General features: G+C 71.6%; 25 protein-coding genes and 1 pseudogene. 13 read left to right on the top strand and 13 right to left on the bottom strand.

Features of this window, described 5'->3' with window-relative positions:
* Positions 1 to 278 precede the first annotated feature (278 nt).
* The 4 genes from AB0I32_RS02950 to AB0I32_RS02935 all read left to right on the top strand — a co-directional run bounded on the left by AB0I32_RS02950 (position 279) and on the right by AB0I32_RS02935 (position 7,101).
* On the top strand, positions 279 to 3,719 hold the full coding sequence (locus AB0I32_RS02950) for a CARDB domain-containing protein (protein ID WP_357502664.1): 3,441 nt from the start codon (positions 279 to 281) through the stop codon (positions 3,717 to 3,719).
* Positions 3,720 to 3,873: 154 nt separating this feature from the next.
* On the top strand, positions 3,874 to 4,326 hold the full coding sequence (locus AB0I32_RS02945; RefSeq protein ID WP_357502662.1) for a DUF4383 domain-containing protein: 453 nt from the start codon (positions 3,874 to 3,876) through the stop codon (positions 4,324 to 4,326).
* Between the two features lie 103 nt (positions 4,327 to 4,429).
* Positions 4,430 to 4,834 (top strand): pilus assembly protein CpaE, encoded by a 405-nt coding sequence (locus AB0I32_RS02940; protein ID WP_357502660.1) that lies wholly within the window; start codon positions 4,430 to 4,432, stop codon positions 4,832 to 4,834.
* A 125-nt stretch (positions 4,835 to 4,959) separates the two neighbouring features.
* Positions 4,960 to 7,101, top strand: coding sequence for an elongation factor G (locus tag AB0I32_RS02935; RefSeq protein WP_357502658.1), 2,142 nt, complete (start codon positions 4,960 to 4,962; stop codon positions 7,099 to 7,101).
* 3 nt (positions 7,102 to 7,104) lie between these two features.
* Here the strand turns inward: AB0I32_RS02935 and AB0I32_RS02930 are convergent, their stop codons facing one another.
* Complete coding sequence (locus AB0I32_RS02930; RefSeq protein ID WP_357502656.1) at positions 7,105 to 8,364, bottom strand: MFS transporter; 1,260 nt, start codon at positions 8,362 to 8,364, stop codon at positions 7,105 to 7,107.
* A 56-nt stretch (positions 8,365 to 8,420) separates the two neighbouring features.
* On the opposite strand from AB0I32_RS02930, the gene AB0I32_RS02925 reads away from it, so the two are divergent.
* A complete protein-coding gene (locus AB0I32_RS02925; protein WP_357502654.1) occupies positions 8,421 to 8,990 on the top strand; it encodes a CGNR zinc finger domain-containing protein in 570 nt (189 codons plus the stop codon).
* On the opposite strand, the gene AB0I32_RS02920 is transcribed toward AB0I32_RS02925, so the two are convergent.
* Together AB0I32_RS02920 and AB0I32_RS02915 are read right to left on the bottom strand one after the other, a co-directional pair.
* Entirely contained in the window at positions 8,962 to 9,363 is a 402-nt protein-coding gene (locus tag AB0I32_RS02920) for a RidA family protein (protein ID WP_357502652.1), read from the bottom strand. The genes AB0I32_RS02925 and AB0I32_RS02920 overlap by 29 nt on opposite strands.
* Positions 9,364 to 9,437: 74 nt before the next feature.
* Entirely contained in the window at positions 9,438 to 9,662 is a 225-nt protein-coding gene (locus AB0I32_RS02915; RefSeq protein WP_357502650.1) for a hypothetical protein, read from the bottom strand.
* Between the two features lie 26 nt (positions 9,663 to 9,688).
* Between AB0I32_RS02915 and AB0I32_RS02910 the strand changes: the two genes are divergently transcribed.
* Positions 9,689 to 10,207: a CGNR zinc finger domain-containing protein gene (locus AB0I32_RS02910; RefSeq protein WP_357502648.1), complete on the top strand. Its 519-nt coding sequence runs from the start codon at positions 9,689 to 9,691 to the stop codon at positions 10,205 to 10,207.
* A gap of 43 nt (positions 10,208 to 10,250) precedes the next feature.
* On the opposite strand, the gene AB0I32_RS02905 is transcribed toward AB0I32_RS02910, so the two are convergent.
* From AB0I32_RS02905 to AB0I32_RS02890, 4 genes and pseudogenes are all read right to left on the bottom strand, one after another.
* Positions 10,251 to 12,227, bottom strand: coding sequence for a thioredoxin domain-containing protein (locus AB0I32_RS02905; RefSeq protein WP_357502646.1), 1,977 nt, complete (start codon positions 12,225 to 12,227; stop codon positions 10,251 to 10,253).
* 113 nt (positions 12,228 to 12,340) lie between these two features.
* Positions 12,341 to 13,216 carry an aminoglycoside phosphotransferase family protein gene (locus AB0I32_RS02900; protein ID WP_357502644.1) on the bottom strand — a complete coding sequence of 292 codons (876 nt, stop codon included), beginning with the start codon at positions 13,214 to 13,216 and terminating at the stop codon, positions 12,341 to 12,343.
* An 86-nt stretch (positions 13,217 to 13,302) separates the two neighbouring features.
* Complete coding sequence (arfB, locus tag AB0I32_RS02895; protein ID WP_357502642.1) at positions 13,303 to 13,749, bottom strand: alternative ribosome rescue aminoacyl-tRNA hydrolase ArfB; 447 nt, start codon at positions 13,747 to 13,749, stop codon at positions 13,303 to 13,305.
* 4 nt (positions 13,750 to 13,753) lie between these two features.
* Positions 13,754 to 14,233: pseudogene (locus AB0I32_RS02890) on the bottom strand (response regulator transcription factor).
* Here AB0I32_RS02890 and AB0I32_RS02885 point away from each other — a divergent pair.
* The gene (locus AB0I32_RS02885) at positions 14,219 to 14,503 is read left to right on the top strand and encodes a hypothetical protein (protein ID WP_357502640.1); all 285 of its coding nucleotides are present in this window, start codon (positions 14,219 to 14,221) and stop codon (positions 14,501 to 14,503) included. The pseudogene AB0I32_RS02890 and the gene AB0I32_RS02885 overlap by 15 nt on opposite strands.
* 71 nt (positions 14,504 to 14,574) lie before the next feature.
* Here AB0I32_RS02885 and AB0I32_RS02880 read toward each other — a convergent pair whose 3' ends face one another.
* The 5 genes from AB0I32_RS02880 to AB0I32_RS02860 all read right to left on the bottom strand — a co-directional run bounded on the left by AB0I32_RS02880 (position 14,575) and on the right by AB0I32_RS02860 (position 19,394).
* Entirely contained in the window at positions 14,575 to 15,528 is a 954-nt protein-coding gene (locus AB0I32_RS02880) for an aminoglycoside phosphotransferase family protein (RefSeq protein ID WP_357502638.1), read from the bottom strand.
* Between the two features lie 128 nt (positions 15,529 to 15,656).
* The gene (locus AB0I32_RS02875) at positions 15,657 to 16,517 is read right to left on the bottom strand and encodes a hypothetical protein (protein ID WP_357502636.1); all 861 of its coding nucleotides are present in this window, start codon (positions 16,515 to 16,517) and stop codon (positions 15,657 to 15,659) included.
* Between the two features lie 131 nt (positions 16,518 to 16,648).
* Positions 16,649 to 17,353, bottom strand: coding sequence for a hypothetical protein (locus tag AB0I32_RS02870; protein WP_357502634.1), 705 nt, complete (start codon positions 17,351 to 17,353; stop codon positions 16,649 to 16,651).
* A gap of 188 nt (positions 17,354 to 17,541) precedes the next feature.
* On the bottom strand, positions 17,542 to 17,781 hold the full coding sequence (locus AB0I32_RS02865) for a LamG-like jellyroll fold domain-containing protein (RefSeq protein WP_357502632.1): 240 nt from the start codon (positions 17,779 to 17,781) through the stop codon (positions 17,542 to 17,544).
* Positions 17,742 to 19,394 carry a Tat pathway signal sequence domain protein gene (locus AB0I32_RS02860; RefSeq protein WP_357502630.1) on the bottom strand — a complete coding sequence of 551 codons (1,653 nt, stop codon included), beginning with the start codon at positions 19,392 to 19,394 and terminating at the stop codon, positions 17,742 to 17,744. The genes AB0I32_RS02865 and AB0I32_RS02860 overlap by 40 nt, the downstream gene beginning before the upstream one ends.
* A 161-nt stretch (positions 19,395 to 19,555) precedes the next feature.
* Between AB0I32_RS02860 and AB0I32_RS02855 the strand changes: the two genes are divergently transcribed.
* The gene (locus tag AB0I32_RS02855) at positions 19,556 to 20,134 is read left to right on the top strand and encodes an STM3941 family protein (RefSeq protein ID WP_357502628.1); all 579 of its coding nucleotides are present in this window, start codon (positions 19,556 to 19,558) and stop codon (positions 20,132 to 20,134) included.
* Between the two features lie 307 nt (positions 20,135 to 20,441).
* Here AB0I32_RS02855 and AB0I32_RS02850 read toward each other — a convergent pair whose 3' ends face one another.
* Entirely contained in the window at positions 20,442 to 21,239 is a 798-nt protein-coding gene (locus AB0I32_RS02850) for an IclR family transcriptional regulator (RefSeq protein ID WP_357502626.1), read from the bottom strand.
* Positions 21,240 to 21,428: 189 nt separating this feature from the next.
* Here AB0I32_RS02850 and kduI point away from each other — a divergent pair, with 189 nt between their 5' ends.
* The 5 genes from kduI to AB0I32_RS02825 all read left to right on the top strand — a co-directional run bounded on the left by kduI (position 21,429) and on the right by AB0I32_RS02825 (position 26,806).
* A complete protein-coding gene (gene kduI, locus AB0I32_RS02845; protein WP_357502624.1) occupies positions 21,429 to 22,247 on the top strand; it encodes a 5-dehydro-4-deoxy-D-glucuronate isomerase in 819 nt (272 codons plus the stop codon).
* Positions 22,244 to 23,035, top strand: a complete 792-nt coding sequence (gene kduD / locus AB0I32_RS02840) for a 2-dehydro-3-deoxy-D-gluconate 5-dehydrogenase KduD (protein ID WP_357502622.1) — start codon at positions 22,244 to 22,246, stop codon at positions 23,033 to 23,035. Before kduI ends, kduD begins: the two co-directional genes overlap by 4 nt.
* A 74-nt stretch (positions 23,036 to 23,109) precedes the next feature.
* Positions 23,110 to 24,195 (top strand): sugar ABC transporter substrate-binding protein, encoded by a 1,086-nt coding sequence (locus AB0I32_RS02835; protein ID WP_357502619.1) that lies wholly within the window; start codon positions 23,110 to 23,112, stop codon positions 24,193 to 24,195.
* A gap of 2 nt (positions 24,196 to 24,197) precedes the next feature.
* Positions 24,198 to 25,235 carry an ABC transporter permease gene (locus tag AB0I32_RS02830; RefSeq protein ID WP_357502705.1) on the top strand — a complete coding sequence of 346 codons (1,038 nt, stop codon included), beginning with the start codon at positions 24,198 to 24,200 and terminating at the stop codon, positions 25,233 to 25,235.
* Positions 25,232 to 26,806 carry a sugar ABC transporter ATP-binding protein gene (locus AB0I32_RS02825; protein WP_357502617.1) on the top strand — a complete coding sequence of 525 codons (1,575 nt, stop codon included), beginning with the start codon at positions 25,232 to 25,234 and terminating at the stop codon, positions 26,804 to 26,806. The genes AB0I32_RS02830 and AB0I32_RS02825 overlap by 4 nt, the downstream gene beginning before the upstream one ends.
* The last annotated feature ends 2 nt before the right edge of the window (positions 26,807 to 26,808 follow it).

Here is a 26,808-nt window from a genome sequence, read left to right as displayed (position 1 = left end):
GGGCGACCGACGTCCGACCGAGAGATCCGGGCGGGGGCGGTGGGAGGGGTGCTCTGACGAGCGCTCCGCCCGCCGCCCCCGCCCTCGTCGTGCCCGCGGCTGCCCCTGTCGCACCCTTGACGCCCGGTGCACGGTCTCGTAACGTCCGTACAGCAAGCCGCAAGAAATTGACAGACGCTGAGCACAAAGCAGTGCGCACGCTGCAACTTTCTACTCTCGCCGGGCAATGCTGCCCCGCGGCTGGACGAGCCCGCCCCGGCGGGAGAACGAGGACGTTCATGAGAATCCCCTGGAACACGGGCTGGAATCACCGCGCCCGAAAGAACACGGTCGTGGCGGGGGTCGCGCTGGCGCTCGTCGCGCCGCTCGGCCTCGGCGCCGTCGCGTATGCCGCGGCGGAGGCCACCAACCTCGCGCTCGGCAAGCCGATCGCCGCGTCGTCGGTGACGCAGACCTACGTCGCGGGCAACGCCAACGACGGGAACGCGAGCTCCTACTGGGAAGGCGCGGGCGGTCAGTACCCGGCGCACCTCACCGTCGACCTCGGCGCGGCGGCCGACGTCGAACGCGTGGTCGTCAGCGTGCCGCCGGCCGCCGTGTGGGAGCCGCGCACGCAGACGTTCAGCGTGCTCGGCCGGTCCGACGGCGAGTCGTCGTTCCGTACGCTCAAGGCGTCGGCGGCCCATCGCTTCGACCCCGCGAGCGGCAACAAGGTGGAGCTCGCGCTCGGCGCCGATGTGGCCGCGGGGATCGATGAGGTGCGCCTCGCCTTCACCGCCAACACCGGCGCGGGCAACGGCCAGGTCGCCGAGCTGCAGGTCTGGGGCACGCCGACGGGTGGCGGCGACCCGACCGACCCGCCCACCGATCCGCCAACGGACCCGACCGGCACCAACTACGCGAAGGACCGGCCCGCCGCGGCGTCGTCCACCGAGTGGTCGTACGTCGCAGCGAACGCCGTCGACGGCCAGGTCGGCACGTACTGGGAGGGCGCGGGCGGGCAGTACCCGTCGACGCTCGACGTCTCCCTCGCCGCGCCCACGCAGGTCAGCAGCGTGCGGGTACGCCTGAACCCCGACGGCGCGTGGGGTCAGCGGACGCAGACGTTCTCGGTCTGGGGGCGCTCCGGCACCGCGGCGTGGCAGGAGCTCAAGGCGTCCGCCGGGTATGCGTTCGCACCCGGGAGCGGCAACCTCGTGAACGTCCCGGTGGCGGGCACCGTGACCGACGTCCGCCTGCGCTTCACGGGCAACACTGGCGCGGGCAACGGCCAGGTCGCCGAGCTCGAGGTCTACGGCGCCCCTGCGCCCAACCCGAACCTCACCGTCACGGCGGTGACGGCGTCCCCGGCGTCGCCCACGGCGACCACACCTCTGACGCTCACGGCGACGGTGAAGAACACCGGTGACCGGGCGTCGGCGGGCACGACTCTCGACGCGAAGCTCGGCGGCACCACCGTGGGCTCGGCGGACGTCGGCGCCCTCCAGCCGGGCGCGACCGCCCAGGTCCCCGTCGCGGCAGGCACCCGGCCGGCGGGGGAGTACACCGTCGGTGCGGTCGTCGACCCGGCGAACGCGGTGGCCGAGCAGAACGAGACCGACAACGCGTTCACGGCGACGGCGAAGCTGGTCGTGGGCGAGGCGCCCGGACCCGACCTCGAGGTCGTCTCCCTGTCCTCGAACCCGGCCAACCCCGCCGTCGGCGCGGCAGTCACCTTCGCCGTCCAGGTGCGCAACCGCGGCAACCAGCCGGCCGCGGCGGGTTCGGTGACCCGCGTCGTCGCGGGCGCCAGCACGCTGAACGGCACGACGCCGGCGGTCGCCGCCGGCCAGACCGTCACCGTGACGCCGTCCGGCTCGTGGACCGCGACGAACGGCGGGGTGACAGCGACCGCGACGGCCGACGCCACCGGCGTCGTCGCCGAGACCAACGAGGACAACAACACGGACACCCTCGCCGTGACGGTGGGGCGCGGCGCCGCCGTGCCGTACACCACCTACGAGGCGGAGGACGGCCGGTACACGGGCACGCTCCTGCAGGCCGACCCGCTGCGGACGTTCGGGCACACCAACTTCGCCACCGAGTCCTCGGGCCGCGAGTCGGTGCGGCTGAACAGCACCGGCCAGAACGTGGAGTTCACGTCCACGGCGCCGACCAACTCGATAGTCGTGCGGAACTCGATCCCCGACGCCGCGGGCGGCGGTGGCCAGGAGAAGACGATCAGCCTGTACGCGAACGGTACGTTCGTGCAGAAGCTGACGCTGTCGTCCAAGCACTCGTGGCTGTACGGGACCACCGACCAGCCCGAGGGGCTCGTCAACACCCCTGGCGGCGACGCGCGCCGGCTCTTCGACGAGTCGCACGCGCTGCTCGGCCGGTCGTTCCCGGCGGGCACGGTGTTCAAGCTCCAGCGCGACGCCGGGGACGACGCCGCGTTCTACGTCATCGACCTGGTCGAGCTCGAGCAGGTCGCACCGGCCGCCTCGAAGCCCGCCCAGTGCACCTCGATCACCGAGTACGGCGCGGTGCCGAACGACGGGCAGGAGGACACGGCCGCCATCCAGGCCGCCGTGACCGCCGACCAGAACGGCGACATCGCCTGCGTGTGGATCCCGGCGGGGCAGTGGCGCCAGGAGAAGAAGATCCTCACCGACGACCCGCTCAACCGCGGCATGCACAACCAGGTGGGCATCAGCGACGTCACGATCCGCGGCGCGGGCATGTGGCACTCGCAGCTCTACAGCCTCATCAAGCCGCACCTCGCCCCGGGCGTCATCAACCACCCGCACGAGGGCAACTTCGGGTTCGACATCGACGACAACGTCCAGATCTCCGACATCGCGATCTTCGGCTCCGGCGACATCCGCGGCAACAACGGCCAGGAGGAGGGCGGCGTCGGCCTCAACGGGCGGTTCGGGCAGAACACCAAGATCACGAACGTGTGGATCGAGCACGCGAACGTCGGCGTGTGGGTGGGCCGGGACTACACCAACATCCCCGAGCTGTGGGGCCCGGGCGACGGCGTCGAGTTCTCCGGCGTCCGCATCCGCAACACCTACGCGGACGGCATCAACTTCAGCAACGGGACGCGCAACTCGCTCGTGTTCAACTCCTCGTTCCGCAACACCGGCGACGACGCCCTCGCCGTCTGGGCCAACCCGTATGTCAAGGACCGCAACGTCGACATCGGGCACGACAACGCGTTCCGCAACAACACGGTCCAGCTGCCGTGGCGCGCCAACGGCATCGCCATCTACGGCGGCTACGACAACTCCATCGAGAACAACCTGATCTCCGACACCATGAACTACCCCGGCATCATGCTGGCGACCGACCACGACCCCCTGCCGTTCTCGGGGACCACGCTCATCGCCAACAACGGCCTCTACCGCACCGGCGGGGCGTTCTGGAACGAGGACCAGGAGTTCGGGGCGATCACGATCTTCCCGCAGACGCACGACATCGTCGGCGTCACCATCCGCGACACCGACATCTACGACTCCACCTACGACGGCATCCAGTTCAAGAACGGCGGCGGCAACATGCCCGACGTCCGGATCACGAACGTGCGGATCGACGGGTCCAACAACGGCTCCGGCATCCTCGCGATGGGCGGTGCTCGCGGGAACGCCATCCTGTCGAACGTGACAGTCACCAACTCCCGTGACGGGGACATCGAGAAGGAGCCCGGCTCCCAGTTCGTGTTCACGGGGCAGTAGGCCTGGTTCGTTCCACGGCTGGGTCGGTGCCGCCATCCGGGGATGGCGGCACCGACCCTGTTCTCTTTCCCATCCGGTCCGGCCCTGGCTCCGAACCCGTTGCATGACCGTCGCCGCAGCGACGGGTGCCACACAGAAGGAACGGAGAAGTGCCATGACTCAGTCCACGTCCTCGACGCGCACTCGGGCACCGCACCAGTGGATCGCCCTCGCGATCGGTGCGGTCTACCTCTTGGTGGGGGCCGCCGGCTTCCTGGTGACCGGGTTCAGCGGGTTCGCCGAGCACGACCACAGCCAGACGCTGCTCGGGTTCGCCGTCAACCCCCTGCACAACATCGTGCACCTCCTGATCGGTCTCCTCGGGCTCGCCCTGTGGTCCGTGGCGGGCCGCGCGCGGACGTTCGGCTGGCTGCTGGTGGCCGGCTACGGCGCGACGTTCGTCTTCGGCCTGTTCGCGGTGAACAACCCGGACATCAACGTCCTCAACATCAACGTGGCGGACAACGGGCTGCACCTCGGGAGCGTCCTCGCGGGCCTGGCCATCGCGCTGTGGCCCCAGCGCCGGCCGCAGACGACTCCCGCCGCACCCGGCCTGGAGCGGTTCTGACGGGCAGGCCGCCGTCGGCCGAGAACGGGGTTGTGCTCGCCGGATCGCCGAGCGCGAACACAACCCCGTTCTCGTTCGACCCGTTCTCTTCCACAATGGGTCGATGATCTCCACCGAGCTTGCCGCGGAGCTACGTGACGCTGGTCTGGTCTGGAAGCCGGTCGACGGCGACCAGTTCCGTATCGCCGCGCCCGAGCTCGCGGGCGACGTCTTCACCGTGAGCACCATGACCATCGAGGCGCACGAGTTCCCGACCGGAACCATCCTCGGCTTCAACGGGACGACCGAGTGGGCGCTCGACTCGGTGGCCATCGAGGACGCCCTCTGGCTGCCGCGCGAGGACCAGCTGCGCGCGCTCCTGCGTTCCAGCTTTCGCGCGCTGCGCCGGGCCGACGGCGTCTACGAGGTGGACGTCGAGCTCCTCGGCCGGCCGCGCGTGTTCGCGGCCGCTGAGCCTGTCGATGCCTATGGGCGTGCGTTGCTCGCGCTGATCGAGCTCAGCCGCTGACCGTGTGGTCGCCCCGCTGACCGTGTGGCTGCCGATCGCGGTCGCCGGAATCCCGCCGCCCTGGGGTGCACGCCGGCCGACAAGAGCGCCATGATGGCCGGTAGCACCCAATGGCGGGAGGCCTCATGGACGCGGCGCAGACCAGCAGGCACCGGACCGTCGCCGTGGTGGGCGCGTCGGGCGCAGGGAAGACGACGCTCACCGAGGCGCTGCTGCACCGCGCCGGCGCGATTCCCCGCGCCGGCCGCGTGGAGGACGGCAGCACGGTGACCGATCACGAGCCCGAGGAGATCACCCGGGGCATCTCGCTCGGCCTCGCGCTCGGGACGCTCACCTGGACGTGCCCCGACGGGGCAGAGCGCACCCTGACGCTGGCCGACGCACCTGGTCACCCGGACTTCGCGGGGGCCATGGACACGGCCCTGTCGGTCGCTGACCTCGCGCTCGTCGTCGTCAGCGCGGTCGACGGCGTGCAGCCCGGCACCCGGACCGCGTGGGCAACCGCCGAGGCGCTGGGCGTGCCGCGCGTCGTGGTCGTGACGCAGGAGGACCGGGCGCGCGCCGACTTCCGGCGCGTGCTCGGCGAGCTGCGCGAGGCGTTCGGCGAGCACCTGTGGCCCATCGAGCTGCCGCTCGGCGAGGAGCAGTCGTTCCGCGCCATCGCCGACGTGCTCGGCGAGCACGCGCTCGTCTACGACGACGAGGGCCGGCACCACGACGAGGACCTGCCGCCCGAGGTCGTCGACGAGGAGCACCGGATGCACGTCGACGTGACCGAGGAGCTCGTGTCGCACGACGACGAGCAGCTCGACGCGTACCTGTCCGGCACGGAGCCGACCGCGGCGGTTCTCGAGCGTGACCTCGCGCGCGAGGTGGCCACGGGCGAGGCGGCGCCGGTCGTGGTCGCGTCCGGCGTGACCGCCACCGGCGTCGACCGCCTCACGGACCTGCTGTGCGAGCTGGCGCCCGCGCCGACGGAGCGCGACAGCCGCATAGTCGTCGGCTCGGCCACTCCTGACGACACGCCCGCCGACACGCCCGCCGGCACGGCCACCGGAGGGGACGGGGGAGGGGACGGCGGCGGCGCAGGCCGCACCGTCGCGGTCGCCGCCGACCCGTCGGGGGAGCCGCTCGTGCACATCTTCCGCACCGTGGTCGACCCCTTCGTGGGCCAGGTCTCGATGCTCAAGGTCCTCTCCGGCGTGGTGCGCACGTCCGACCGGCTGCGCAACGCGACCACCGGCGCCGACGAGCGCCTCCACGGCCTGTTCCGGTTGCAGGGCAAGGAGCACATCCCGGTCGGGGAGCTCGCCGCGGGTGACGTCGGGGCCGTCGCCAAGCTGGGCGGCTCGCCGTCGGGCACGCTGCTCTGGTCGCGGCCGTCGGGCCAGGGGCGGCCCTTCCTGCCACCCCCGCGCCGGCCCGTCCATGCCGCGTCGCTCGTGCCGGCCTCGCAGTCCGACGACGAGCGCATGCCGACGGCGTTGGCGCGGCTCGTCGCCGAGGACCCGACGCTCGTCGTCGACCGGGTGGGCGAGGCGACGGTGCTGCGGGGTCTCGGTGACACGCAGCTCGCCGTCGCGGTCGAGCGGCTCGCGCGCGTGTTCGGCGTCCACGTCGGGACCGGGCCGGTGCCCGTGGCGTACCGGGAGACGATCGCACGGTCGACGCAGGCCGAGGGCAAGGTCAAGAAGCAGTCGGGTGGGCACGGCCAGTTCGCCGTGGTGCAGCTCCGGGTCGGGCCGCTGCCCGAAGGCGGCTTCGAGTTCGTCGACTCGGTCGTGGGCGGGGCGGTGCCCCGGCAGTACATCTCCGCCGTCGAGAAGGGAGCCCGTGACGCGATGGCCGCCGGAGGGCCGCTGGGCCACCCTGTCGTGGACCTGCGCGTCGAGGTGTACGACGGCAAGTCGCACTCGGTGGACTCGTCCGACATGGCGTTCCGCGTGGCGACGGCCGCGGGTGTCAAGGCTGCGCTGGCCGACGCCGGGACGGTGCTGCTGGAGCCCGTCGCGACGGTGACCGTGACCGTCCCGCCCGACCACCAGGGCGCGGTGCTCACCGACCTGTCCGGGCGGCGCGGGCGCGTCTCGAGGACCGAGCTGGCCGACGACGGCCGGGCGCGCCTGGTCGCGACGGTCCCGGAGGTGGAGCTCAGCCGCTACGTCCTCGATCTGCGGTCGCTGACCGGCGGCCGCGCGGAACTCACGATCCGCCCCGCCGGCTACGAGCGGGTGCCGGACAAAAGCCGTTCCCACCCACGGTCGTGAGGTTCACGAGCGGTCCTGGCGACGAGCGCAGAGGTAGTCGCGGTATGAGTCCATGGAGCGCGACCAACCCTGCGTTCGGCGGGTGAGGGCGGCGAAGCAGAGCAGGGCGAGGAGCTCGGCGGCCATCGCCGTGAGCATCGCGAGGGGTAGCGCGGACGCGAGGGCGCCGCACAGCGCGGCGCCGAGTGCCGCGCCGCCGAGCTTGAGGCTGGCGGCGGTGGTGAACACCTGGCCGCGGACCTCCTCGGGTGTGTCCCGGTGGCGGATCCGCAGCAGCGCGGAGAGCTGCGGCCCGTCGGCCGCACCGGTGAGCACGGCGGCCGCCAGCAGGCAGCAGACGCCGACGGGCACCTGGCCGGCCACCACCGCCAGCGCCGCCAGTCCGGCTGCGGCCGCGAGCAGGCAGTAGGTGGCGGCCAGGACCCCGTCGGGACCGATCCGGTCGGGGCGAGCCGCGTACGCCGCGTTGCCGATCAGGGCGGCGAGAGCCACCAGGGCAAGCAGCCAGGGACCGTACCCGGCCTTGCCGAGCACGTGCTCGGCGAGGAGCGGCGCCGCGGTGAGGATCAGCCCGACGCCGGCGTAGCTGATCACCGACGTGACCGTCGCCCGGCGCAGCCGCCGGATCCGGGCGATCGCGAGGAATCCGGTCAGCACCTGCTGCCGGAGCCGTGACGGCCGGCCGGTCCTGTGCGGCATACCCCCGGTCGCGTGGGCGGCGGGGGCGGCGAGCAGGATCGCCAGCACCGCGAGGGCGACCGCGTACGCGGGCGACAGCACGAGCGCCAGGCCGCCTACGAGGACCGGGGCCGCGAGCGCGGCGACGTCGAACGTCAGGCCGTCCAGCGCCGAGGCGCGGGGCAGGTCGCTGGCCGGTACGACGTCGGGCAGGCGGGAGCTCCAGCCGCCGGACAGGGCCGGGCGGAAGAGCCCGCCGATCAGCGCGACGGCGACGAGCGCCGTCATCCCGACATGCCCGAGCAGGAGGGCGACGCAGACGATGACCGAGGCGAAGCCCATGAGCGCGAGCGTCAGCAGCCGTCCTGGCCGCCGCGCACGGTCGAGGAGTACGCCGAGAACCGGCCCGCCCACCGCCGTCGCGGCGGTCAGCGCGGCCACCACCGCGGGCCCGGTGGCGGCCGCGTCGGAGGTGGCCATCGCGAGCAGGAGCAGGGCGGGGCCGCTCATCTCGTCGCCGGTGCGGGAGATCGTCGCCCCGACCAGATAGGTCCGCATGCGTCGGGTCTTGGTCTGTACAGGCACGGGACGCACCGTACGGACGTAACGCAAAATCTGTCTATGAGCGTTACATTTCTCCGATGGCCCCACCGAACGCCGACGGGCCCGTACGGCTCTCCCCGCGCGCCGCCGCACGGCGTACCGCGGCGCTGATCAACGTGCTGGCCGGAGACCCGACACCGGCAGCAGTCCGCGAGGTCCTGCTCGCCCACGGCGAGGACGAGTCGCTGACCATCACGGCCGACGACGTCGAGCCGCTGCGGCGCGCGGCGCACAAGCTCCGCCCGATCTTCGACGCCGCCGACCTCGAGACGGCGACCGGGGTGCTCAATCACCTGCTGGCCCGGCACACGCAGCGGCTGCGGCTGACCGCCCACGGCGGGACGGCGTGGCACGTCCACCTCGACCGCGACGACGACGGACCGATCGGCGAGTGGTTCCTGGCGTCAGCCTGCCTGGCGATTGCCGTGCTGATCTGGGACCGGCAGGAGCTGCCGGGCGGGGTCTGCGCGGCGACCGGCTGCGATCAGGTGTTCCTCGCGGTCGGGAGCGGCCCGGACCAGCGGTACTGCTCGCGGCGGTGCGCCACCCGGGAGCGGGTCGCGACTCACCGCGCCAGGGTCAGCGCAGCACGGCGGCTATCGCGCTGACCTCGATGAGCGCACCCGGCACGCCCAGACCCGCGACGCGCGCCCCGAGCACCAGGGGCGGTTCGTCGGACGCGAGCAGGGGAGCGATCGCGCCGTACGCTGCCGCGAGGTCGACGCCGTCGACGAAGAGCACCGTCCACTGGATGACGTCGGCGAAGGTGGCGCCGGCCGCGGCGAGTGCGGTACCGACGTTCTCCACGGCGCGGACGGACTGCGCGGCGACGTCGTCCCCGCCGACGAGCGAGCCGTCCGCGTCGACGGAGTTCTGGCCGCCGACGTAGATCGTGGTCGCTCCCGGCGGCACGACGGCGACGTGGCTGAAGGCGGGGCTGGAGACCAGCCCGTCCGGGCGAAGAAGCTGGATGTTGTCCATACCCGATGCTTGCACGAGCCACTGACACGGCCTCCGGTAGTCGTCAGCCCCGTAGTCGTCAGCCCGCCTTCCTGTCAGCCCGCGCTGCCGACCACCCGGGTCAGGGGCGCTGGCGGCATCTCGCGGTGTCCCTGCAGGTCCACCCGGTGGCTGCCGCACGCCGTGCACCGCACGTAGACCACGTACCCCGCGGAGGTCGCGTGGCGTGACTCCGTCGCCCACGAGTGCTCGTGCCGGGTCTGGGTGCTGGTCTCCTGGGTGCCGGTCCCCGGGGCGGGACGGGTGTCGATCGTCGTCATGCCTCCCACGATGCTGTAATGGCCTTATGCATCTCAACCCTTACGGCGAGTACGCGGTCCTGCTTGCCGGGTCCCTCGCCGACGACTGGCCCGACGACCGTGCCGGGATCGAGGCGCGGACCCGCGAGTTCGGCATGACCATGGAGTTCCAGGAGGCGCCGGAGGACCACGCGCGCTCGCGTCTCGTCATCGACGACTGGCTGCGCATCGTGGACACGCCCGATCCCGCGGGCCGCGCCGCGCTGCTGAACGCGCAGATGGCGGCGGTCGCGGCCTACCCGAGGCTCACCGACCACGACGGCGAGGGGTGGCACCTCCACTACCGGGACGACGACCAGGTGCTGTCCTCGGTCCTGCGCGCCGTCATCAGCGTGGGAACCTCGCTCCACCTGGTCACGCGCGGGATGCACCGGCTGGGGCGCTGCGCGTCCGAACCCTGCACCAACGTGGTGGTCGACGTGACCCGCAACGGCCGTCAGCGGTACTGCTCGGTGCGGTGCGCCAACCGCGCGGGGGTCCGGCGGCACCGGGAGCGGGCCGCCTGACCCGGCGGGTGACGTTACCGGCGCCCGTTGAGCCGCCGCCCCGTCAGGCCCCGAGCGCCGCCGCGAGGTCCTCGGCGGTGGTCACCGGCCGGTCGCACACGAAGCCCCTGCACACATAGGCCGCCGCCCGCCCGTCGACGAGCGGTCGGGCGGCGAGCAGGGGGACGCCCGGGGCGTCCGGCTCGCCGGTGGCGATCACGAGTCCCGGCGACGCCGCGCCCCTGACCACTCGTTCGAGCGCGGCGCGCGCCTCGTCGTCCGGCCCGACGACGGCGACCTGCAGCGGGCCGGCGGCGAGCGCCTCCGCGATCGCGAGGGTCCAGCCGGCGAACCGTGGCGCCTGCCTGGCCAGTGCGCCGGCCGCGGCCACCGCGGTCTCGGCCGCCGTCCGGTGCCTGGACGAGCCGGTCAGGGCGGCGTAGGTGCACAGCGCGCCGGCGAGCGCCGACTGGCCCGCCGGCTCGGCCGCGTCGGTGGCGTCCTTCGGCCGGCTCACGAGGCGTTCGGCGTCGTCGGCCACGTCGTAGAAGCCGCCCGCGCCGTCGCCGAACCGGTCGAGCGCGACGTCGAGGAGGCCGCCCGCGGCGTCGAGCCAGCGTGCCTCGCCCGTCGCCTGGTGCAGGGCGAGGAGCCCCTCGGCGAGGTCGCCGTGGTCGGCGGCGACGCCGGGTGCGGAGCCGACGACGCCTCCGCGTGACGCCCGCCGCAGGCGTCCGTCGACGAGGTGGAGGCCGAGGACGAGCTCTGCGCACTCCCGCGCGGCGGCGATGTGGTCGCTCTCTCCGAGCAGCACCCCGGCCTCCGCGAGGGCGACGATCGCCAGGCCGTTCCACGCGGTGACGACCTTGTCGTCGCGGGCGGGCTGGGGTCGCGCCGACCGGGCCTCGGCGAGCCGGACGCGCACCCCGGCCCACCAGCCGGGGTCGGGGTCCTCGGCCAGCTGGAGGGTCGAGGCCCCCTCCTCGAAGGTGCCCTCCGGCGTGACGGACAGGAGCTCCGCGGCGCGGGCGCCGTCGTCGGGCCCGAGGACCTCCACGAGCTGCGCAGGGGTCCAGACGTAGGTGAGGCCCTCGACGCCGTCGGTGTCGGCGTCGAGGGCCGAGGCGAACCCGCCCTCCGGCGTGCGCAGGTCGGTCAGGAGGAAGCCGGCGGTCTCGCGGGCGACGCGTGCGGCGAGCGGTGAACCGGTCGCGCGGTAGAGGTGCAGGTAGAGCCGCAGGAGCTGCGCGTTGTCGTACAGCATCTTCTCGAAGTGGGGCACCACCCAGGCGGCGTCCACCGCGTAGCGCGCGAACCCGCCCGTGAGCTGGTCGTAGATGCCGCCGCGGGCCATGGCCTCGCACGTGTGCTCGACGATCCGCAGCGCCTCCGGGTCGCCGGTGCGGGCGTGGTGGCGCAGCAGGTGCTCCAGCGTCATGGACGGCGGGAACTTGGGCGCGCGGCCGAACCCGCCGTGCACCGGGTCGGCCTCGCGGGCCAGGGCGCGCACCGCGGCGGCGAGGGCGTCGTCGTCCAGCCGGTCAGGGGTCAGGCGCGTGGACGCCTGGGTCACCGCCTCGGTGATCGCCGCGCCCTGCTGCTCGACGGCGTCCCGGCGTTCCGCCCAGGCCTCCGCGACGCCGTCGAGCAGCGCCAGGAAATGGTCGCGGGGGTAGTAGGTGCCGCAGTAGAAGGGGTCGCCGTCCGGGGTGAGGAAGCAGGTCATGGGCCAGCCGCCCTGACCGGTGAGGGCGGTGGTCGCGCTCATGTAGACGGCGTCGACGTCGGGCCGCTCCTCGCGGTCCACCTTCACCGCCACGAAGCGGCCGTTGACCGCCGCGGCCACGCCTGCGTCCTCGAACGACTCGTGCGCCATGACGTGGCACCAGTGGCACGCGGCGTACCCGACGGACAGCAGCACCGGGACGTCGCGGCGCCGGGCCTCGGCGAACGCCTCCTCGCCCCACTCGCGCCAGTCGACGGGGTTGTTCGCGTGCTGGAGCAGGTACGGGCTGGTCGCGGTCGCCAGACGGTTCGCCATCTCTCCAGCCTGACATGCGATCGCTACGGACGGTCCAGCTACGGACGGTCCAGCTACGGACCGTCCAGCTACGGACCGTCCAGCTAGGGACCGTCCAGCTACGGACCGTCCAGCTAGGGACCGTCCAACTGGGTGGGCAGCGTGTCGAGCGCCGGCCAGGGCGGACCCGCGCGCAGCAGGCGCAGACACTCCTCGCCGAACCGCCTCCCGTCCGGGAACTGGTCGCCGAGCTCCCAGCGCCAGGTCGCGATCATCGCGATCACGAGCTGCCGGCAGTCGTCCAGCAGCACCTGGTCGACGCCGGGGTAGTGGTCGCCGACCGCCACGGGGGCATGGGCGAGGTCGAACTCGACGGGTCCGCGGCAGCAGGTCTCGAGGTCGATGAACAACGGGCCGTGCTCCGTGCTGAGCACGTTGCCCGGATGCGGCTCGCCGTGGAGCAGCTGCTCCGCCGCGCCGCGGCCGACTATGGTCTGCCGCAGGCTCGCCAGCCTGCCCCCGAGCAGCGTGCGGTCCGCGTCGGCGAGCTCCGGCGAGCGGGCGGGGTCGGCGACGACCTCCTCCGCCTCGGTGATCCGGTCCGTGAACCTCGGGCTCGGCAGGTCTACCCCGTCCACCTCGCGCATGCCGGCGTGCAGCCGCTCCAGCGCTGTGGCGTAGTCGGCCGGCGAGGTGGGCGGCGTCACGGGCTCGTAGTAGGTCCACAGCGTCACCGCGAAACCGTTGCGTCGGTACACCCGCTGATTCACCCGAGGCTCCAGCCGGCCCACCGGGCTGCCGACCTCGGCGAGCCGCTGAGCCAGCTCGACCTCGAACTGTGCGACCTCCTGCCCCTCGGGGGCGACCCGGGCGAAGACGTGGCACGGTGTCAGCCGCAGCGCCAGCTTGTTCGAGTTGTGCAGGACGACCGCGTCGTCGGCCGGCAGGTCGAGGGATGCGGCGATCGAGGTTGCCGCTGCGATCGCACGTGCGACGTCGGTCGTGTTCACCGTCGAAGCCTGGCACGGACGGGCAAGGCCATTTCGGCAAGTCCGACCTGGACAGGGTCGGTCTCGGCAAGGAGCTGCGCCAGCCGTCAGTCCTCCCGCCGGGGCTTGGACGAGCGCAGCTGCTTGGTCGTGGACCGCTGCTTCTTGGCGGTCAGCCGCCGTTCCTGCGAACCCCGCGTCGCGCGCGTGGGGCGGCGGGTCCGCGGGGGAGGGGCGAGGGCGTCGGCCACGAGCGCCACGAGGCGCTTGGCGGCGGCGTCGCGGTTGCGCCGCTGCTCCCGGTTCTCCGAGGCGACGACGGTGAGGACGCCGTCGACCAGCCGCTCCGCGAGCCGGCCCGTGACGCGCTCGCGCTGCGTGTCGCTCAGGACGGCGGACCGGCCGACGTCCCAGGACAGCTCGACGCGCGAGTCGGTGGTGTTCACGCCCTGGCCGCCCGGGCCGGAGGCGCGCGAGAACCGCTCCGTGAGCTCTGCCCGGGGGATGGTCAGCGCGGAGGTGACCGCAAGGCCGGGGCGGACGGGTGAGGGCATGTGCTCATCCTCTCGCGGTCTGCGCCTGGTAGACGAGGAGGGCGACCTGGACGCGGTTCTCGCTGCCCGTCTTCGTCAGGATCCGCGACACGTGCGTCTTCACCGTCGCCTCGCTCATGTACATCTGGGCGGCGATCGTGGCGTTGGACCTGCCGGCGGCCACGGCCTCGGCGACCTCGCGCTCGCGGTCGGTGAGGCTCGCCAGCGCGCGGCGTCCTTGAGGAGGTAGCCGCGGGCGCCGGCCGACAGGGCGTCGAGGACGTACGTGTCGAGGTGGAAGGTCGTCAGGACCAGGACGGCCGGGGCGTCCGGGTACCTGTGCAGCTCGCGGGTGGCGCCCACGCCGTCGAGCACCGGCATCTGCAGGTCCATCAGGACGACGTCGGGTCTCAGCTCGCGAGCCAGCCCCACCGCCTGGCGTTCCGTCCCCTGCCTCGCCGACGACGACGAGCCCCGGGTCGCCGCCGGCATGGTGCTCCTGCACGGTCCCATCGCCCGCGCTCTCGTGGCGACGTTCCTCATCTCCCTGACGATCAGCGCGGCACGCACCGCACTCCTGCCCCGCTGGGTGCTCGTCGGCAGCGTCGTGCTCGCTCTCGTCAACCTGGCCCTGCTGCCGTCGATCTTCTTCGGGATGAACGCCGCGGAGTTCTACCCGGCGAACGGCTGGGGCGCCGTCGCCAGCATCGGCGCGATCAACGTCAGCTGGCTCGCGGTCCTCGGCGGCTCGCTCCTGGTCCCGGGCCGGGGCTGACGGGTGGTCCTGCACGAGCAGTCCTGCACGGCAGCCGGCGGCGGGTCCTGGGATCACCCAGGACCCGCCTCTCATGCGTTGAACACGGCGCTGCGGCGGAGCTGCGCTGCGCACCACCGGAAGTGCCCGTCGTCCTCGCCCATGCCGAAGAGGTCGTAGGTGGCGAGCGCGTATGCGGCCTGATAGGTCTCCAGGGTCGCCTCCGCGAACCCGAGCTCGCGGGCGAAGAGCCGGGTGAGCTCCGCGGTGTGCTCCGCGGCGTGCGGACCGTACATGTCCCAGACGGCGGCGGCGACGGCGGCCTCGAAGGCGGGGTCGCCCGCGGTCGTGAAGAACCCGAAGTCGAGGACCGCGACCGCCCGTCCGGTGGCGTCGACGTGGATGTTGGGCGGGACGAGGTCGCCGTGGATCGCTGTGACCGGGGCGTCGGGGAGCGAACGCAGTGCCTCTCGCGTGCGTTCCACTCCCGCGTCGAGGTCCGGTACGAGGCGGGCCAGCGCGGCACCGTGCCGGGCCGCGGCCCGGACGACCAGGTCGGCGAGCGCGTCGCGGAAGCGGTCGTGCCCCTGCCACAACGGACGGTCGTCGCCCTGGACGGCCAGCCGGCGCATGGCCTCGGTGCCAGGTACCGAGGCCAGACCGCGCAGCACGGTGAGCAGCGCCGCACCGTGCTGCACGGGCAGCCCTGGCTCATGGTCAGCAGGCGGGGCCGGGGCCTGCGCCGAGACTCCGGGCAGCTCGCGCTCGTAGGTCACCAGGACACCCTCGTGATCCTCGACCTCGAGGATCTCCGGGGTCGCGAACGGCAGGGAGTGCCGGGCGATGTCCGCATACACCTGGCGAGTGAGGTCGAGACCGGTGGGGGGCCGACCGCTCCAGACCTTGGCGACCAGCCCCTCGCTCAGCCCGTAGACAACACCCTCGACACCGGCGCCGATACGGCGGACACCCGGGTGCCCGCGGCCGGCGAAGTACGCGGGCCAGGGGTCGGTGAGCGGGGCTTCCAGGTTCGGGACGTCGACCATGCCCGCATTAGATCAGTGACCAGCTGCCTGACTCCCGTCTATTAAGACCTGAGGGGCCGTAACCCGCCGGGTTACGGCCCCCTGAGGCCTGTTGACCAGTCTGCTGGACGGAGTGCCTGATCACCCGATCAGGCGGTCGCCGGCCACGTGCGCTTGGCCTCCATGACCCAGAAGGCGCAGAAACATGCGATCTCCCAGGCCTCGAGGACAAGCGCTGTGTAGTCCGACTGCAGACGCCAGAGCACGAAGGCGATCAGGAGCCCGGCCAGCATCAGGAAGAAGATCGTCCGATAGGCCTTGACGCCAGACCCCGTTCCGCCGAAAGTGCCCGGCCAGGCGTGGCTGGCCACGGCGCCCGCCAGGCTCAGGAACAGCAGAACCGCCGCGGCAAGATGGATGCCCTGGAAACTGTCGTCCGCAAATCCGCGGACTATAACGAGAGCGAGAAAAGCCAGACCCAGCACGTTCGTGACGACGAATACCCATCGGGTCGCCCGTCGCTCCAGCAGATCAGGGATTGACCACTGGCCGAACCGCCGTTCAAGAACGACAAAAACTATGGTGACCGCGATGACGGCACCGATGGTGATACGAAGTGCGTTCACCGCCTCCTGGCGCTCCTCGGCGCCGAGGGAGGCGAGATTCTCCGCGAGGCCGGTCGGCACGAAGGCGACGAAGATCGCGTAGAAGCCCGCGACGTTGAGGGTGTAGTCCTCGAACGCCGGGGAGCCCCGGTAGACGATGAGGCACACGGCCGTGCCCACCATCGCGCCAACGAATACATCTCGGATCGGCCCCAGGTAGTACGCGCTGATGGACCCCTCGACCTGTCCGGTGATGGCGAGGATCAAGATCGCGAGAAACATCAGCGCCGGTAGCGTCACGAGCATGAGCCGCAGATGGCGGTATGTCTCGCGAGCCAATATGCCGGCTCCGGAACCTGGAGCGGGCGGGTTTTCTTGTGCCACAGCGTCTTTACTGTTGCTCATCTCTTGATGCTCAGCCTGCACCGAGCCTTTGTCCAGGGGGTCCGGATTTATCACCCCCGGACCCCGTGGTGATCTTTGAGATGAAGCCGCCCCGGCCGGGCCGGGGCGTCTTCATCTCAAAGCTGTATGGCCTATCGGTTCAGCGAGTAGGAGTTCACCCGGAAGTCGCGGCCGCCCGAGGACGAGGTGATCTCCCAGCCGAACTGGATCTGGTCGATCCGCACCCGCGGCATGTGGTTCTGCCCGACCAGCCACTGGGAGTGGGCGGTGATGTCGACCCACATGTTGGTGCTCTGGGACTCCGCGAGGAAGCTGTAGACGTGGTTGCCGCCGTTGTGGCCCTTGTAGTACCTCCAGCGGCGCCCGCCGAGGGTGACGGTGGTGACGTAGCTGCCGATCGGGCCGACGTTGGACGTCCACTGCGTCCAGATCATGATCTCGTGGTCGTGGCCGTTGCCCCACACGTCATAGGCGGTGTTGTACGCCAGCCCGGAGCCCGAGGGCACCGTGACGTTGGCGGTGCTGTTGACGTTGCCCATGTTCCAGACGTCTCGTCCGAGGTTGTAGGACACGTTCGGGTAGGACTTGATGCCGCCGGTGTTGGGGTGGTTGGCCCACACTCCCCAGTTGTTGTAGGAGTTGGCCCAGATCGTCTGTGGCCCGTAACCGCCGCCCCAGACGTTGTTGTAGAGCGTGTACCCGCCGTTGTTCCAGCTGCCCCACCGGTCGGAGGACGTCCAGGTGGCGGCCTGGGCGGGGGCCGGGGGAGCGAACGTGGCGCCGGCGACGGCGAGCGGAGCCGCGAGGGCGGCCAGGAGGAGTGATCGACGCTTCATCGGTTCTACCCTTCTGTTGCTGACAGCACTGTCAGCGTTCGGTGAAAGGATGGCTGTGCGCGTTGGAGCGCAACCGCTTCGACGCGCGGGATCAATGATGGCTATGCATTGATATGGCGCGCCTGAGCGTAACCGCTTCGACGCGGGGGAGGCAATGAGTTCGGAGGGGGTGATTCTCTGGTCCTGCCTCAGTGACTCCTGGCCGTGAGGAACTGGTCCGGCCGCAGCGCGCGCGAGACGATCCTCGTGTCTCCGATCCAGCCGTAGAAGCCCTGCTCGTACTTCAGGTCGAACTGGGTGCCGCCGATGGCGAACGGCTTGCCGAGCGTGGAGATGCCGCGTGACTCCTCGGAAGCGTTGCGCACGATCTTCGAGCCGTCGACGTACATCACCGTGTGCCGGCCGTCGTTGACCAGCGCGACGTGCATCCAGCGGCCGACGGGATCGCGTGGCTCCAGGAGGTGGGGTCGGCGTCGCCCGGTACGGGGTAGACGACGAACTGCAGGAACCGCTCGCCCGACAGGTTCAGGCTGCACGTCGGCTCGTCGTCGGACCAGCCGCTGTGCTTGCCGGCGTCACCTGCGCGGCCTTCCCAGCTGAGGATGCCCATCCAGGCGTGATCCCCTTCGAAGGGCTCGGGCAGCTTGAGGAACGTCTCGATCGTGTAGCCGGACTCGAACTTCGCGCTGTTCACCGGAGCGTTCGGGCCGGTCCGCAGCACCGCGCCGCGGTCGGGGCCCTTGCCACCGTCGAAGCGCAGGCTCGCGTGGGCCGGCTGGGCGTCATGGTGCTCTGCCGACCAGGTCAGCGTCTCCGGGCCGCTGGCGTGCAGCAGCGACGAGGTGAGGTCGTTGCCGTTCCCGGTGAGGTCGCGTGCGACGGTGCCCGGCGCGACCGGTGCGCCGTCGGCTCCCGCGGTGGCGAGCCCTGCCTCGTCGAACCGCCAGTACGCGACGGTGCCGCGCGGCATGACCGCCGAGGGCGGGAGCGGCACGGGCAGCACCGGCGGGGCGAACGCGGCGAAGCGCTCGTCGAAGTCGATCTCGACGGTGAACCGGTCGACGTCGCCGCTGAGCTCCACGTGCTCCGACTCCAGGGGCGTGGGGTCCTGCTTCGCCCCCAGCCACGGCGAGAACGTCTCGACGTCGATCACGCCGCGGTCCAGGTCGAACGAGTAGTACCGCACCATGCCCGCGCCGCCGTAGTAGCGGTCCTGGTAGTTGGTGATGTGCAGGTGCACGGGGTGGCCGGCGTCGTTGGTCATGGTCGTGCGGCCGGACGGCCAGTAGTGCCCGCCGAGCGCGAGGAAGATCTGGTCGTTCCCCCGGATCAGGCGGTCCCAGAGGCGCTGCCCGTTGTCGGAGAGCTGGGCGGTGCCGTCGTCCTCGGCCCAGACGAGGTCGTGGGTGGTCAGGATCGTGGGGAGCGGGTGCCCGTCCAGCACGCCCTGCGCCCAGGCGAGCCCGGCGTCGGACGCGCGCCAGTCCAGCGCCAGGACCAGCCACTCCCGGCCGCCGCCGCGGACCACGTGGTAGCTGTTGTAGCCGTCGGGGGAGGAGCCGCCGTAGGTCTTCATCCGGGAGAACCGCTGCGGCCCGAAGGCGCGCAGGTACGGCGTGTCACCCCGCTGGTCGTCGCCGGAGACGTCGTGGTTGCCGGCCAGCACGCTGTAGGACAGGCGGCCGGCGGCCTCGAACGCGCGGCTCGCCGCCCGCATCTCGGTCACCGTGCCGTGCTCGGTGACGTCGCCGAGGTGCGCCATGAAGACGATGTTGTCCCGCGCCTGCTCGCGCACCAGGTGGCGCAGCGTCGCGGCGACCGGTTCGGCGTCGGAGCCGCCGTCGTCCAGGAGGTACTGGGTGTCGGGCAGGACGGCGATCGTGAAGCGCGGGTCCGTCGTGTCGGGGCGGCCACCGCTCGGCGTGGTGGGCGCCGGGGTGGCGGACGCCGTCGTGGTTCCGACGGTCGCGGAGGCTGCGGACAGGATCGGGACGGCCGCGGCTGCCTGGAGCAGGGACCGGCGGGAGAGCTTGTTTTCCACGCCTCGCATCGTGGCCGTGCTTGCTGGCGCCAGGGTGACGTGGAGCCGAACAGGCGTTGACCATCAGGCCAGGCCGAGCGCCGGCCCTCGATCTCGAGGTGCCGGGTGAAGTGCGGGGCGGCCTCTGGTGTGCGCCTGGCTTGCCTGGCTACTGTTCGGCCGTGACCGACGCCGTGGTGTTCGAGGTATCGCGTGGCCGTCTGCTGCTGATCGGGCTGGTGCTGGGCCCGTTGATGACGGGCGCCGGCGTACTGATCCTGACCGCCGCCCTCAACCCGGCCGCTGTCCAGTGGTTGGCCCCGGCATCACCGCTCGTGTGGCTGCTGTACCTCGTGATCGGCGGCGTCGGGACGGCGTTCTTCGGCTTCGCGACGGTGGTGGGCTGGCTGACCCTCCTGCGCAAGCCCGGCGCCGGTCTGGTCGTCGACGCTGACGGCTTCACCGACACCTCCAGTGGCATCGCTGCCGGGAGGACCACCTGGGACCAGGTCACCGGGTGGCACCTCCAGCACGTCCAGAGGCAGGTCAACCTGTGCGTGATGGTGCAGGACCCGGATTCCGTGCTGGCGCGGATGGGTCCGATCAAGCGGCTCATGTCTCGCGGCAACGTCAAGCTCGTCGGGACGCCGGTCTGCATCGGGCTGACGAATCTTCGTGGTGGCCCCGAGCCTGTCCTTGCGGCGTTCGAGGAGTACCACGGCCAGTGGTTGAGTCGGAACAGCGGTGCGGGAGAGCGCTGAGGCTGCGCGGGAGAGCTGAGCCTCAGGTACGGCTTGCTGGGCGTTCCGGGCGCCGAACAGCAGGTTGGAGGTCGATCGGCGGGCTCGGCGATGCCGAACCGTTGGCCGACTGTCCATCCGGGGGCCCAACCGCAGCGGAGCGGTCGATCGGGTGTCCGATCGACGTGCGGCCTTCGGTTCGGCGCCCGACCCGATGGCTAACTTGCGGTTCGGCACTCGGCGGGGCCCAACTTGATGGGTAGCTTGCGGTTCGGCGCGCAGCCGCGCCCAGCCCGACGACCAACCTGCGGTTCGGCGCCGCGCGCGGTCAGCGCACCAGGCTGTTGTTGTGCACGGCCGCCAGGCGCGACTTCACGCTGAGCAGGGTCTCGATGATGAGGTCCTCGCGCCCGTCGCCGAGCCGGCTGATCGGCACCGCGACGCTCATGGCGTCCACGGCGTGGAGGCCGAAGGGCAGCGCGACGCCGAAGCAGCGCACGCCCATGCAGGACTCCTCGCTCTCGGTGGCGTAGCCCTGGTAGGCGGCGCGGTCGATGATCTCGAGCACCGCGTCCTTGTCGGTGGTCGTGTTCGGCGTGATCGCGGCGATCGACTCGGGCACCAGGTCGCGCCGGGACTCGGCGGGCATCTCGGCGAGCAGGGCGCGCCCCAGCGAGGTGGCGTACGCCGGGAGGCGGCGTCCGACGGCGGAGTGCATGCGCAGCGGGTGCACCGACTCGCGCTTGGCGGTGTAGATGACGTCGGCGCCGTCGAGCCGGCCGAGATGGACGGTCTCCTGGGTGGCGGCAGCGACCTCGTCGAGGACGGACGTGGCGCGGGCGAGCACCGGGTCGCCGTCGAGGTAGGCCGAGCTCACGACGAGCGAGTGGATGCCGAGCTGGTAGACGCTCCCGGTGGGGTCGGTCTGCAGCCAGCCCCGGTCGACCATGGTCCGCAGCAGGGCGTGGAGGCTGCTCTTGGGGATGCTGAGGCGCGTCGAGAGCTGCAGCTGGGTTCCGGGACCGTTGGCCGCGATGTCGTCGAGCAGGTCCAGGGCACGGGCCGCTGACTTGACCGGTCCGGCGTCGCCGGCGACCTCCTTGCGGAGTTCCTTCTGAAGCTGCATGAACGCTCTCCTCTGTCCTTCTGCGCACCACCGTGGCGCACCACCGTGGCGGTCCCCGGGGTGAAACAACACTACCGCGAGTTCGCATATATGGACAGGTTTCCACCCCTTGACCAGTGAGCGCGATCACGTCTATCGTCGGGCAAGTTCACATAGACGAACACAGTTCACAAATTGAGGGGTGACTGCGTGATCCAGGTTCGATATTCGACCTCTCCGTCCAGTGCGGAGACTGCTACTACTGCGGACCTGCGCGAGAACTTCCTGGTCGGAGACCTCTTCGTGAGCGGAGAGGCCCGGGGCACGTACACCCACGACGACCGGATGGTGATCGGCGGTGCGGTTCCCGGGGCCGGCCAGGTGGGCCTCCCGGCCTGGTCCGACGTGCTCGGCACCGAGACCCACCTCGAGCGTCGCGAACTCGGCGTCGTCAACGTGGGCGCCGCCGGCCACGTGGTCGTCGACGACGAGAAGTTCGAGCTCGACCACCTCGACGGCCTGTTCGTGGGCCGGGGGAGCGAGGTGTCCTTCGTCGGTGCCGACGCGGCCTTCTACTTCGTGTCCGCCCCGGCCCACGCGACCTACCCGACCCGGGCGCTCGTCCACAGCGAGGTGGAGCCCGTCGCGCTCGGTTCGGCAGAGGCGGCCAACGAGCGCAACCTCTTCCGCTACGTCTGGGGCCAGGACGTGGAGTCCTCGGTGCTCCAGTTCGGTGTCACCGTCGTATCCGGCGGCTCGGTCTGGAACACCTTCCCGCCGCACCTGCACGGCCGCCGCACCGAGATCTACTGCTACGTCGACCTCGACGAGCAGGACCGCGTCTTCCACTTCATGGGCGAGCCCGGCGCCACCCGCCACCTCGTGCTCCGCAACCGCGAGGCCGTCATCTCCCCGCCGTGGTCGATCCACTCCGGCGCCGGTACCGGGTCGTACGCCTTCATCTGGGCGATGGCCGGCGAGAACAACGCCTACACCGACCTGAGCCCCGTGCCGCTGGAGGACCTGTGACCACCGGCCCGGCTGTCGGGACGGCCACCCAGGCACGCTCACCCTTCGACCTGCACGGCAGGCGCGCGGTGGTGACGGGCGCCGGGCGTGGCCTCGGTCAGGCGATCGCGCTCGGGCTCGCCCGGGCGGGCGCCGACGTCGTGCTGCTCGGCCGCAAGGGCAACCAGGACGCTACGCGCGACCTGGTCGCGGCGCTCGGCGTGCAGGCAGACGTCGTCGACCTGGACGTGAGCGACCTCGACGCGGTCGAACGGGTCAGCGCCGAGCTGAACGACAGCCGCCAGGTCGACATCGTGATCAACAACGCCGGGATCATCGACCGCGCGGACTCCGTCGCCGTCGGCCGCGAGTCCTGGCAGCGGGTGCTCGACGTCAACCTGAACGGGCTCTTCTTCCTCACCCAGCAGCTCGGCCGGCCCATGGTCGAACGGGGGCACGGCAAGATCGTCAGCATCGCGAGCCTGCTGTCCTTCCAGGGCGGCCTGCGCGTGGTGTCGTACGCCGCCAGCAAGCACGGCGTGGCCGGGGTGACCAAGGCGCTGGCCAACGAGTGGGGACCCCACGGCATCCAGGTCAACGCCATCGCGCCGGGCTACATGGTCACCGACAACACCACGGCGCTCCGCGAGGACGCGGACCGCTCACGCTCCATCCTCGACCGCATCCCGGCCGGCCGCTGGGGCACCGCCGAGGACATCGCCGGTGCCGCGGTGTTCCTCAGCTCCTCGGCCGCCGACTACGTCAACGGCCACGTCCTGGCCGTCGACGGCGGCTGGATGGCCCGCTGATCCACCTCTCCCACCCGCCCCACCACCCAGTCCCACCGCCGGTCACCGGCACTGAACGAAACAGAGGAACGACAATGAAGTTCACCTCTCGACACACGGCCGCCCTCATCGGCGTCGCCCTGGCCGCCGCCACCCTCACGGGCTGCACCGAGGAGGCCGGCGGTGGCGCTGCCGCCGCCGGGGACGGCGCCGCCTGCGACCCCGCGGACGTCACCCTCGTCGGCCAGGTCCGCAACGAGTCCAACCCCTACGAGGCCGCGTGGCTGGACGGCGGTGACGCCTTCGCCGAGCAGGTCGGCCTCACCCAGGAGCGCCTCACCTACGACGGCGACTCGACGCGCCAGCAGGAGCAGATCAGCCAGCTGCTCGCGGGCGACACGGAGTGCCTCGTCATGAACATCCTGCCCAACGGTGACTCCGACACCCCGCCCATCGTGGAGGGGGCCGAGGAGGCGGGCGCCTACCTCGTCACCCAGTGGAACAAGCCGGCCGACCTGAACGTCACCGACTACGACCAGTGGCTGTCCCACATCACCTACGACGGCGTCGAGTCGGGCAAGCAGATCGGCGACGCGCTGGCCGAGGCCATCGGCGGCTCGGGCGGCATCGTCGCCCTCCAGGGCATCCTGGACACCGGCGCCGCCAAGGACCGGTTCGCAGGGCTCGAGGAGTCGCTGGCGGCCAACCCGGACGTCGAGCTGCTCGACGACCAGACCGCCAACTTCTCCCGCGCGGAGGCGCTGGAGGTCACCAAGACGCTGCTCACCAAGCACGGCGACGACGTCAAGGGCATCTGGGCCGCCAACGACGACATGGCACTGGGTGCGCTCGAGGCGCTGCAGCAGGCGGGTCGCGACGACGTGGCGGTGGTCGGTATCGACGCCGTGCCGGACGCGCTCACCGCGATCCAGGACGGCACCATGACGGCGACCGTCTCCAGCGACGGCCCCTGGCAGGGCGGTATCGGCCTCGCCATCGGCTACTGCGTGGCCACGGGCGAGCTCGCCGCCGAGGACATCGCCGACGATGACCGCGCCTGGTTCGCCGAGCAGTTCCTCATCCAGCAGGACAACGTCGCCGACTTCGTCTCCCCGGAGGTCAGCGAGGACGACTTCGCCTGCGACAACCTCTTCAGCCGGTCGCAGGGCGCGATCTCGTGACCATGGCACCCCCCACCGAGAAAGGCACAGGGGCCGGCACAGAACCCGGCACCGACGTCGTGCCTGCGCAGCGCCCCCGGCCTCGGCGGGGGGTGTCGCTGCGGGACGCCGGTCCGCCGATCGCCCTGGTCGTCATCTTCGGCGTCTTCGCAGTCCTCAGCCCCGACTTCCGGACCGTCTCGAACGTGCAGAACGTCCTCGACGCCGCGGCGGTGCTCGCCGTCGTGACCTGCGGCATCAGCTTCGTGCTGATGATGGGGTCGATCGACCTGTCGGCTCCAGGAATCATGGGGGCGGCCGCGATCACCGTCGCCCTCCTGGCCGCCAACAACCGCAACGACAACGACCTCGGGCTGCTCGCGGTCGTGATCGCCGTCCTCCTCGCCGCCGTGCTCGGCTGTCTCAGCGGGCTCGCGCTGGTCGTGCTGAAGGTGCCGTCGTTCATGACCACCCTCGGCATCTCCGCGGTGGGTCTCGGCCTGGCCACGCTCATGTTCGCGGGGGTCCAGCCCAACGTCTCCGACCCGATGCTGGAGGGCTGGGCGGTCGAGCGGTTCGGTGGCCTGGCCCGCCTGACCTGGATCGCGCTGGCCTGCGTGCTCGTGGGCTGGCTCGTGCAGCGGTACACGCGCCTGGGCCGGTACGCGTTCGCGATCGGCGGCGCCGAGGAGGTGCTCGCCCTCTCCGGGGTGCGGGTCGCGCCCTACAAGGTGGCGGTCTTCACGATGGCCGGCGCGTTCTACGGCCTCGCCGGCGTGCTGGTCACGAGCCAGCTCGGCGCGGGGCTCGTCCAGGCGGGCAGGGGCTACGACTTCTCCGCCATCACCGCCGCCGTCGTCGGTGGCACGCTGCTCACCGGCGGCCGCGGCGGCATCCTGCACTCCACCGTCGGGGTGCTGCTGGTGACGGTCCTGACGAACGGCCTCGTCCAGGTAGGGGTGAGCCCCTACTGGCAGGGCGGGGTCCAGGGCCTCATCGTCGTCGCGGCAGTAGCCGCCGCCGTCATCCCACAGCGTCGTAGGAACCAGGTGACCAAATGACCAGCAACCTGCAGGCCCAGCCCGCCTCGACGGTGCCGGCACCCGTGCCAGCCCTCGAGGTGCGCGGCCTGGTCAAGCACTACCCGGGCGTCAAGGCGCTCGACGGCGTCGACCTGGTCGTCCGCCAGCACGAGGTGCTCGGCCTGGCCGGTGAGAACGGTGCGGGCAAGTCCACGCTGCTCAAGGCACTGGTCGGCCTGGTGCGGCCGGACGGCGGCGAGATCTGGGTGCGCGGCGAGAAGGTGCGGCTGCGGAGCATCATGGAGGCCGCCGACCACGGCATCGGGATGGTGTTCCAGGAGCAGTCGCTCGTCCCCAACCTGACCGCCGCCGAGAACATCGTGCTCGGCAGCGAGGGGCCGGGCGTGCGCCGCGGCGTCTACCGCTGGAACACGATGCGCAGGCTCGCGCAGGAGCAGCTCGACAAGATCGGGTCGCACATCGACCCCCTCGCGCGCACCGACACCCTGAGCTTCGCCGACCGGCAGATGGTCGAGATCGCCAAGGTGCTCCGTATCGAGGAGCGCACGTCCCACCCGCCGGTGATCATCCTCGACGAGCCCACCTCGGTGCTGGAGTCCAAGGAGATCGAGACCCTGTTCACCCAGGTGCGCAGGCTGCGCGAGTTCGCGTCCGTCGTCTTCGTCTCGCACCGGCTCGACGAGGTGCTCGACGTCTGCGACCGGGTCGCCGTGCTGCGCGGCGGCCAGTCGGTGGGCGAGCTGCCCGCCGCGGACGCCGCCCCGGCCGAGCTGCACCGCATGATGATCGGCTCCACCGGGTCCGACGACCACTATCACGGTGCTGCCGCCGAGGGAGCCGACGATCGGTCCGGCGAACCCAGCAGGCCCCGCCTCGTGGTGCGCGGCCTGACCGGCAAGACCTTCCGGGACGTCGACCTCGACGTGCACGCGGGGGAGATCGTCGGCATCGTCGGCGTCCACGGCTCGGGCCGCGAGGACGTGTGCCGGGCGCTGTTCGGCGCCGAGCCCACCACGTCCGGCGAGGTGGTGCTCGACGGCGAGAAGCTCGACCTGTCCGGCACCCGCGCGGCCTGCGCCGCCGGCGTCGGCTACGTGCCCGCCGAGCGCAAGACCGAGGGCATGGTGGGCCCCATGTCGGTGGCCGACAACATGACCCTCACCAAGCAGCACGCCCGCTGCACCGGCCCCGTGGTACGGCCGCGCAAGCAGGCCACGCTGGTGGACCGGTGGATCGAACGGCTCTCGATCCGCACCCCGCACCGGGGCACCGCGATCCAGCGCCTGTCGGGCGGCAACCAGCAGAAGGTCGTGCTGGCCCGCTGGCTCGTGGCCGGCGACGTCCGGCTGCTGCTGCTCGACCACCCGACCCGCGGCCTCGACATCGGGGCCCGCTCGGAGGTGTACCGCCTGATGCGGGAGCTCGCGGCCGGCGGCGTCGCCACGGTGCTGCTCGCCGACAGCCTGGAGGAGGCGATAGGCATGTCCGACCGGATCATCGTGATGAGCGACGGCCGCGCCACCGCGGAGGTCCCCGCCCCAGCGGGCGGCAAGCCGACCCCGCTCGACCTCGTCAAGGAGATGGTCTGACC

It is taken from the genome of Promicromonospora sp. NPDC050249 (assembly GCF_040656015.1).
Classification (GTDB): domain Bacteria; phylum Actinomycetota; class Actinomycetes; order Actinomycetales; family Cellulomonadaceae; genus Promicromonospora.
This window is presented reverse-complemented; position numbering and strand designations above follow the sequence as displayed.

Coding starts and splice junctions, on each gene's coding strand:
- AB0I32_RS02950 (WP_357502664.1), top strand. CDS start 279: ATGAGAATCCCCTGGAACACGGGCTGGAATCACCGCGCCCGAAAGAAC.
- AB0I32_RS02945 (WP_357502662.1), top strand. CDS start 3,874: ATGACTCAGTCCACGTCCTCGACGCGCACTCGGGCACCGCACCAGTGG.
- AB0I32_RS02940 (WP_357502660.1), top strand. CDS start 4,430: ATGATCTCCACCGAGCTTGCCGCGGAGCTACGTGACGCTGGTCTGGTC.
- AB0I32_RS02935 (WP_357502658.1), top strand. CDS start 4,960: ATGGACGCGGCGCAGACCAGCAGGCACCGGACCGTCGCCGTGGTGGGC.
- AB0I32_RS02925 (WP_357502654.1), top strand. CDS start 8,421: ATGGCCCCACCGAACGCCGACGGGCCCGTACGGCTCTCCCCGCGCGCC.
- AB0I32_RS02920 (WP_357502652.1), bottom strand. CDS start 9,363: ATGGACAACATCCAGCTTCTTCGCCCGGACGGGCTGGTCTCCAGCCCC.
- AB0I32_RS02915 (WP_357502650.1), bottom strand. CDS start 9,662: ATGACGACGATCGACACCCGTCCCGCCCCGGGGACCGGCACCCAGGAG.
- AB0I32_RS02910 (WP_357502648.1), top strand. CDS start 9,689: ATGCATCTCAACCCTTACGGCGAGTACGCGGTCCTGCTTGCCGGGTCC.
- AB0I32_RS02905 (WP_357502646.1), bottom strand. CDS start 12,227: ATGGCGAACCGTCTGGCGACCGCGACCAGCCCGTACCTGCTCCAGCAC.
- arfB (WP_357502642.1), bottom strand. CDS start 13,749: ATGCCCTCACCCGTCCGCCCCGGCCTTGCGGTCACCTCCGCGCTGACC.
- AB0I32_RS02885 (WP_357502640.1), top strand. CDS start 14,219: ATGGTGCTCCTGCACGGTCCCATCGCCCGCGCTCTCGTGGCGACGTTC.
- AB0I32_RS02880 (WP_357502638.1), bottom strand. CDS start 15,528: ATGGTCGACGTCCCGAACCTGGAAGCCCCGCTCACCGACCCCTGGCCC.
- AB0I32_RS02875 (WP_357502636.1), bottom strand. CDS start 16,517: ATGAGCAACAGTAAAGACGCTGTGGCACAAGAAAACCCGCCCGCTCCA.
- AB0I32_RS02870 (WP_357502634.1), bottom strand. CDS start 17,353: ATGAAGCGTCGATCACTCCTCCTGGCCGCCCTCGCGGCTCCGCTCGCC.
- AB0I32_RS02865 (WP_357502632.1), bottom strand. CDS start 17,781: ATGCACGTCGCGCTGGTCAACGACGGCCGGCACACGGTGATGTACGTC.
- AB0I32_RS02850 (WP_357502626.1), bottom strand. CDS start 21,239: ATGCAGCTTCAGAAGGAACTCCGCAAGGAGGTCGCCGGCGACGCCGGA.
- AB0I32_RS02835 (WP_357502619.1), top strand. CDS start 23,110: ATGAAGTTCACCTCTCGACACACGGCCGCCCTCATCGGCGTCGCCCTG.
- AB0I32_RS02830 (WP_357502705.1), top strand. CDS start 24,198: ATGGCACCCCCCACCGAGAAAGGCACAGGGGCCGGCACAGAACCCGGC.
- AB0I32_RS02825 (WP_357502617.1), top strand. CDS start 25,232: ATGACCAGCAACCTGCAGGCCCAGCCCGCCTCGACGGTGCCGGCACCC.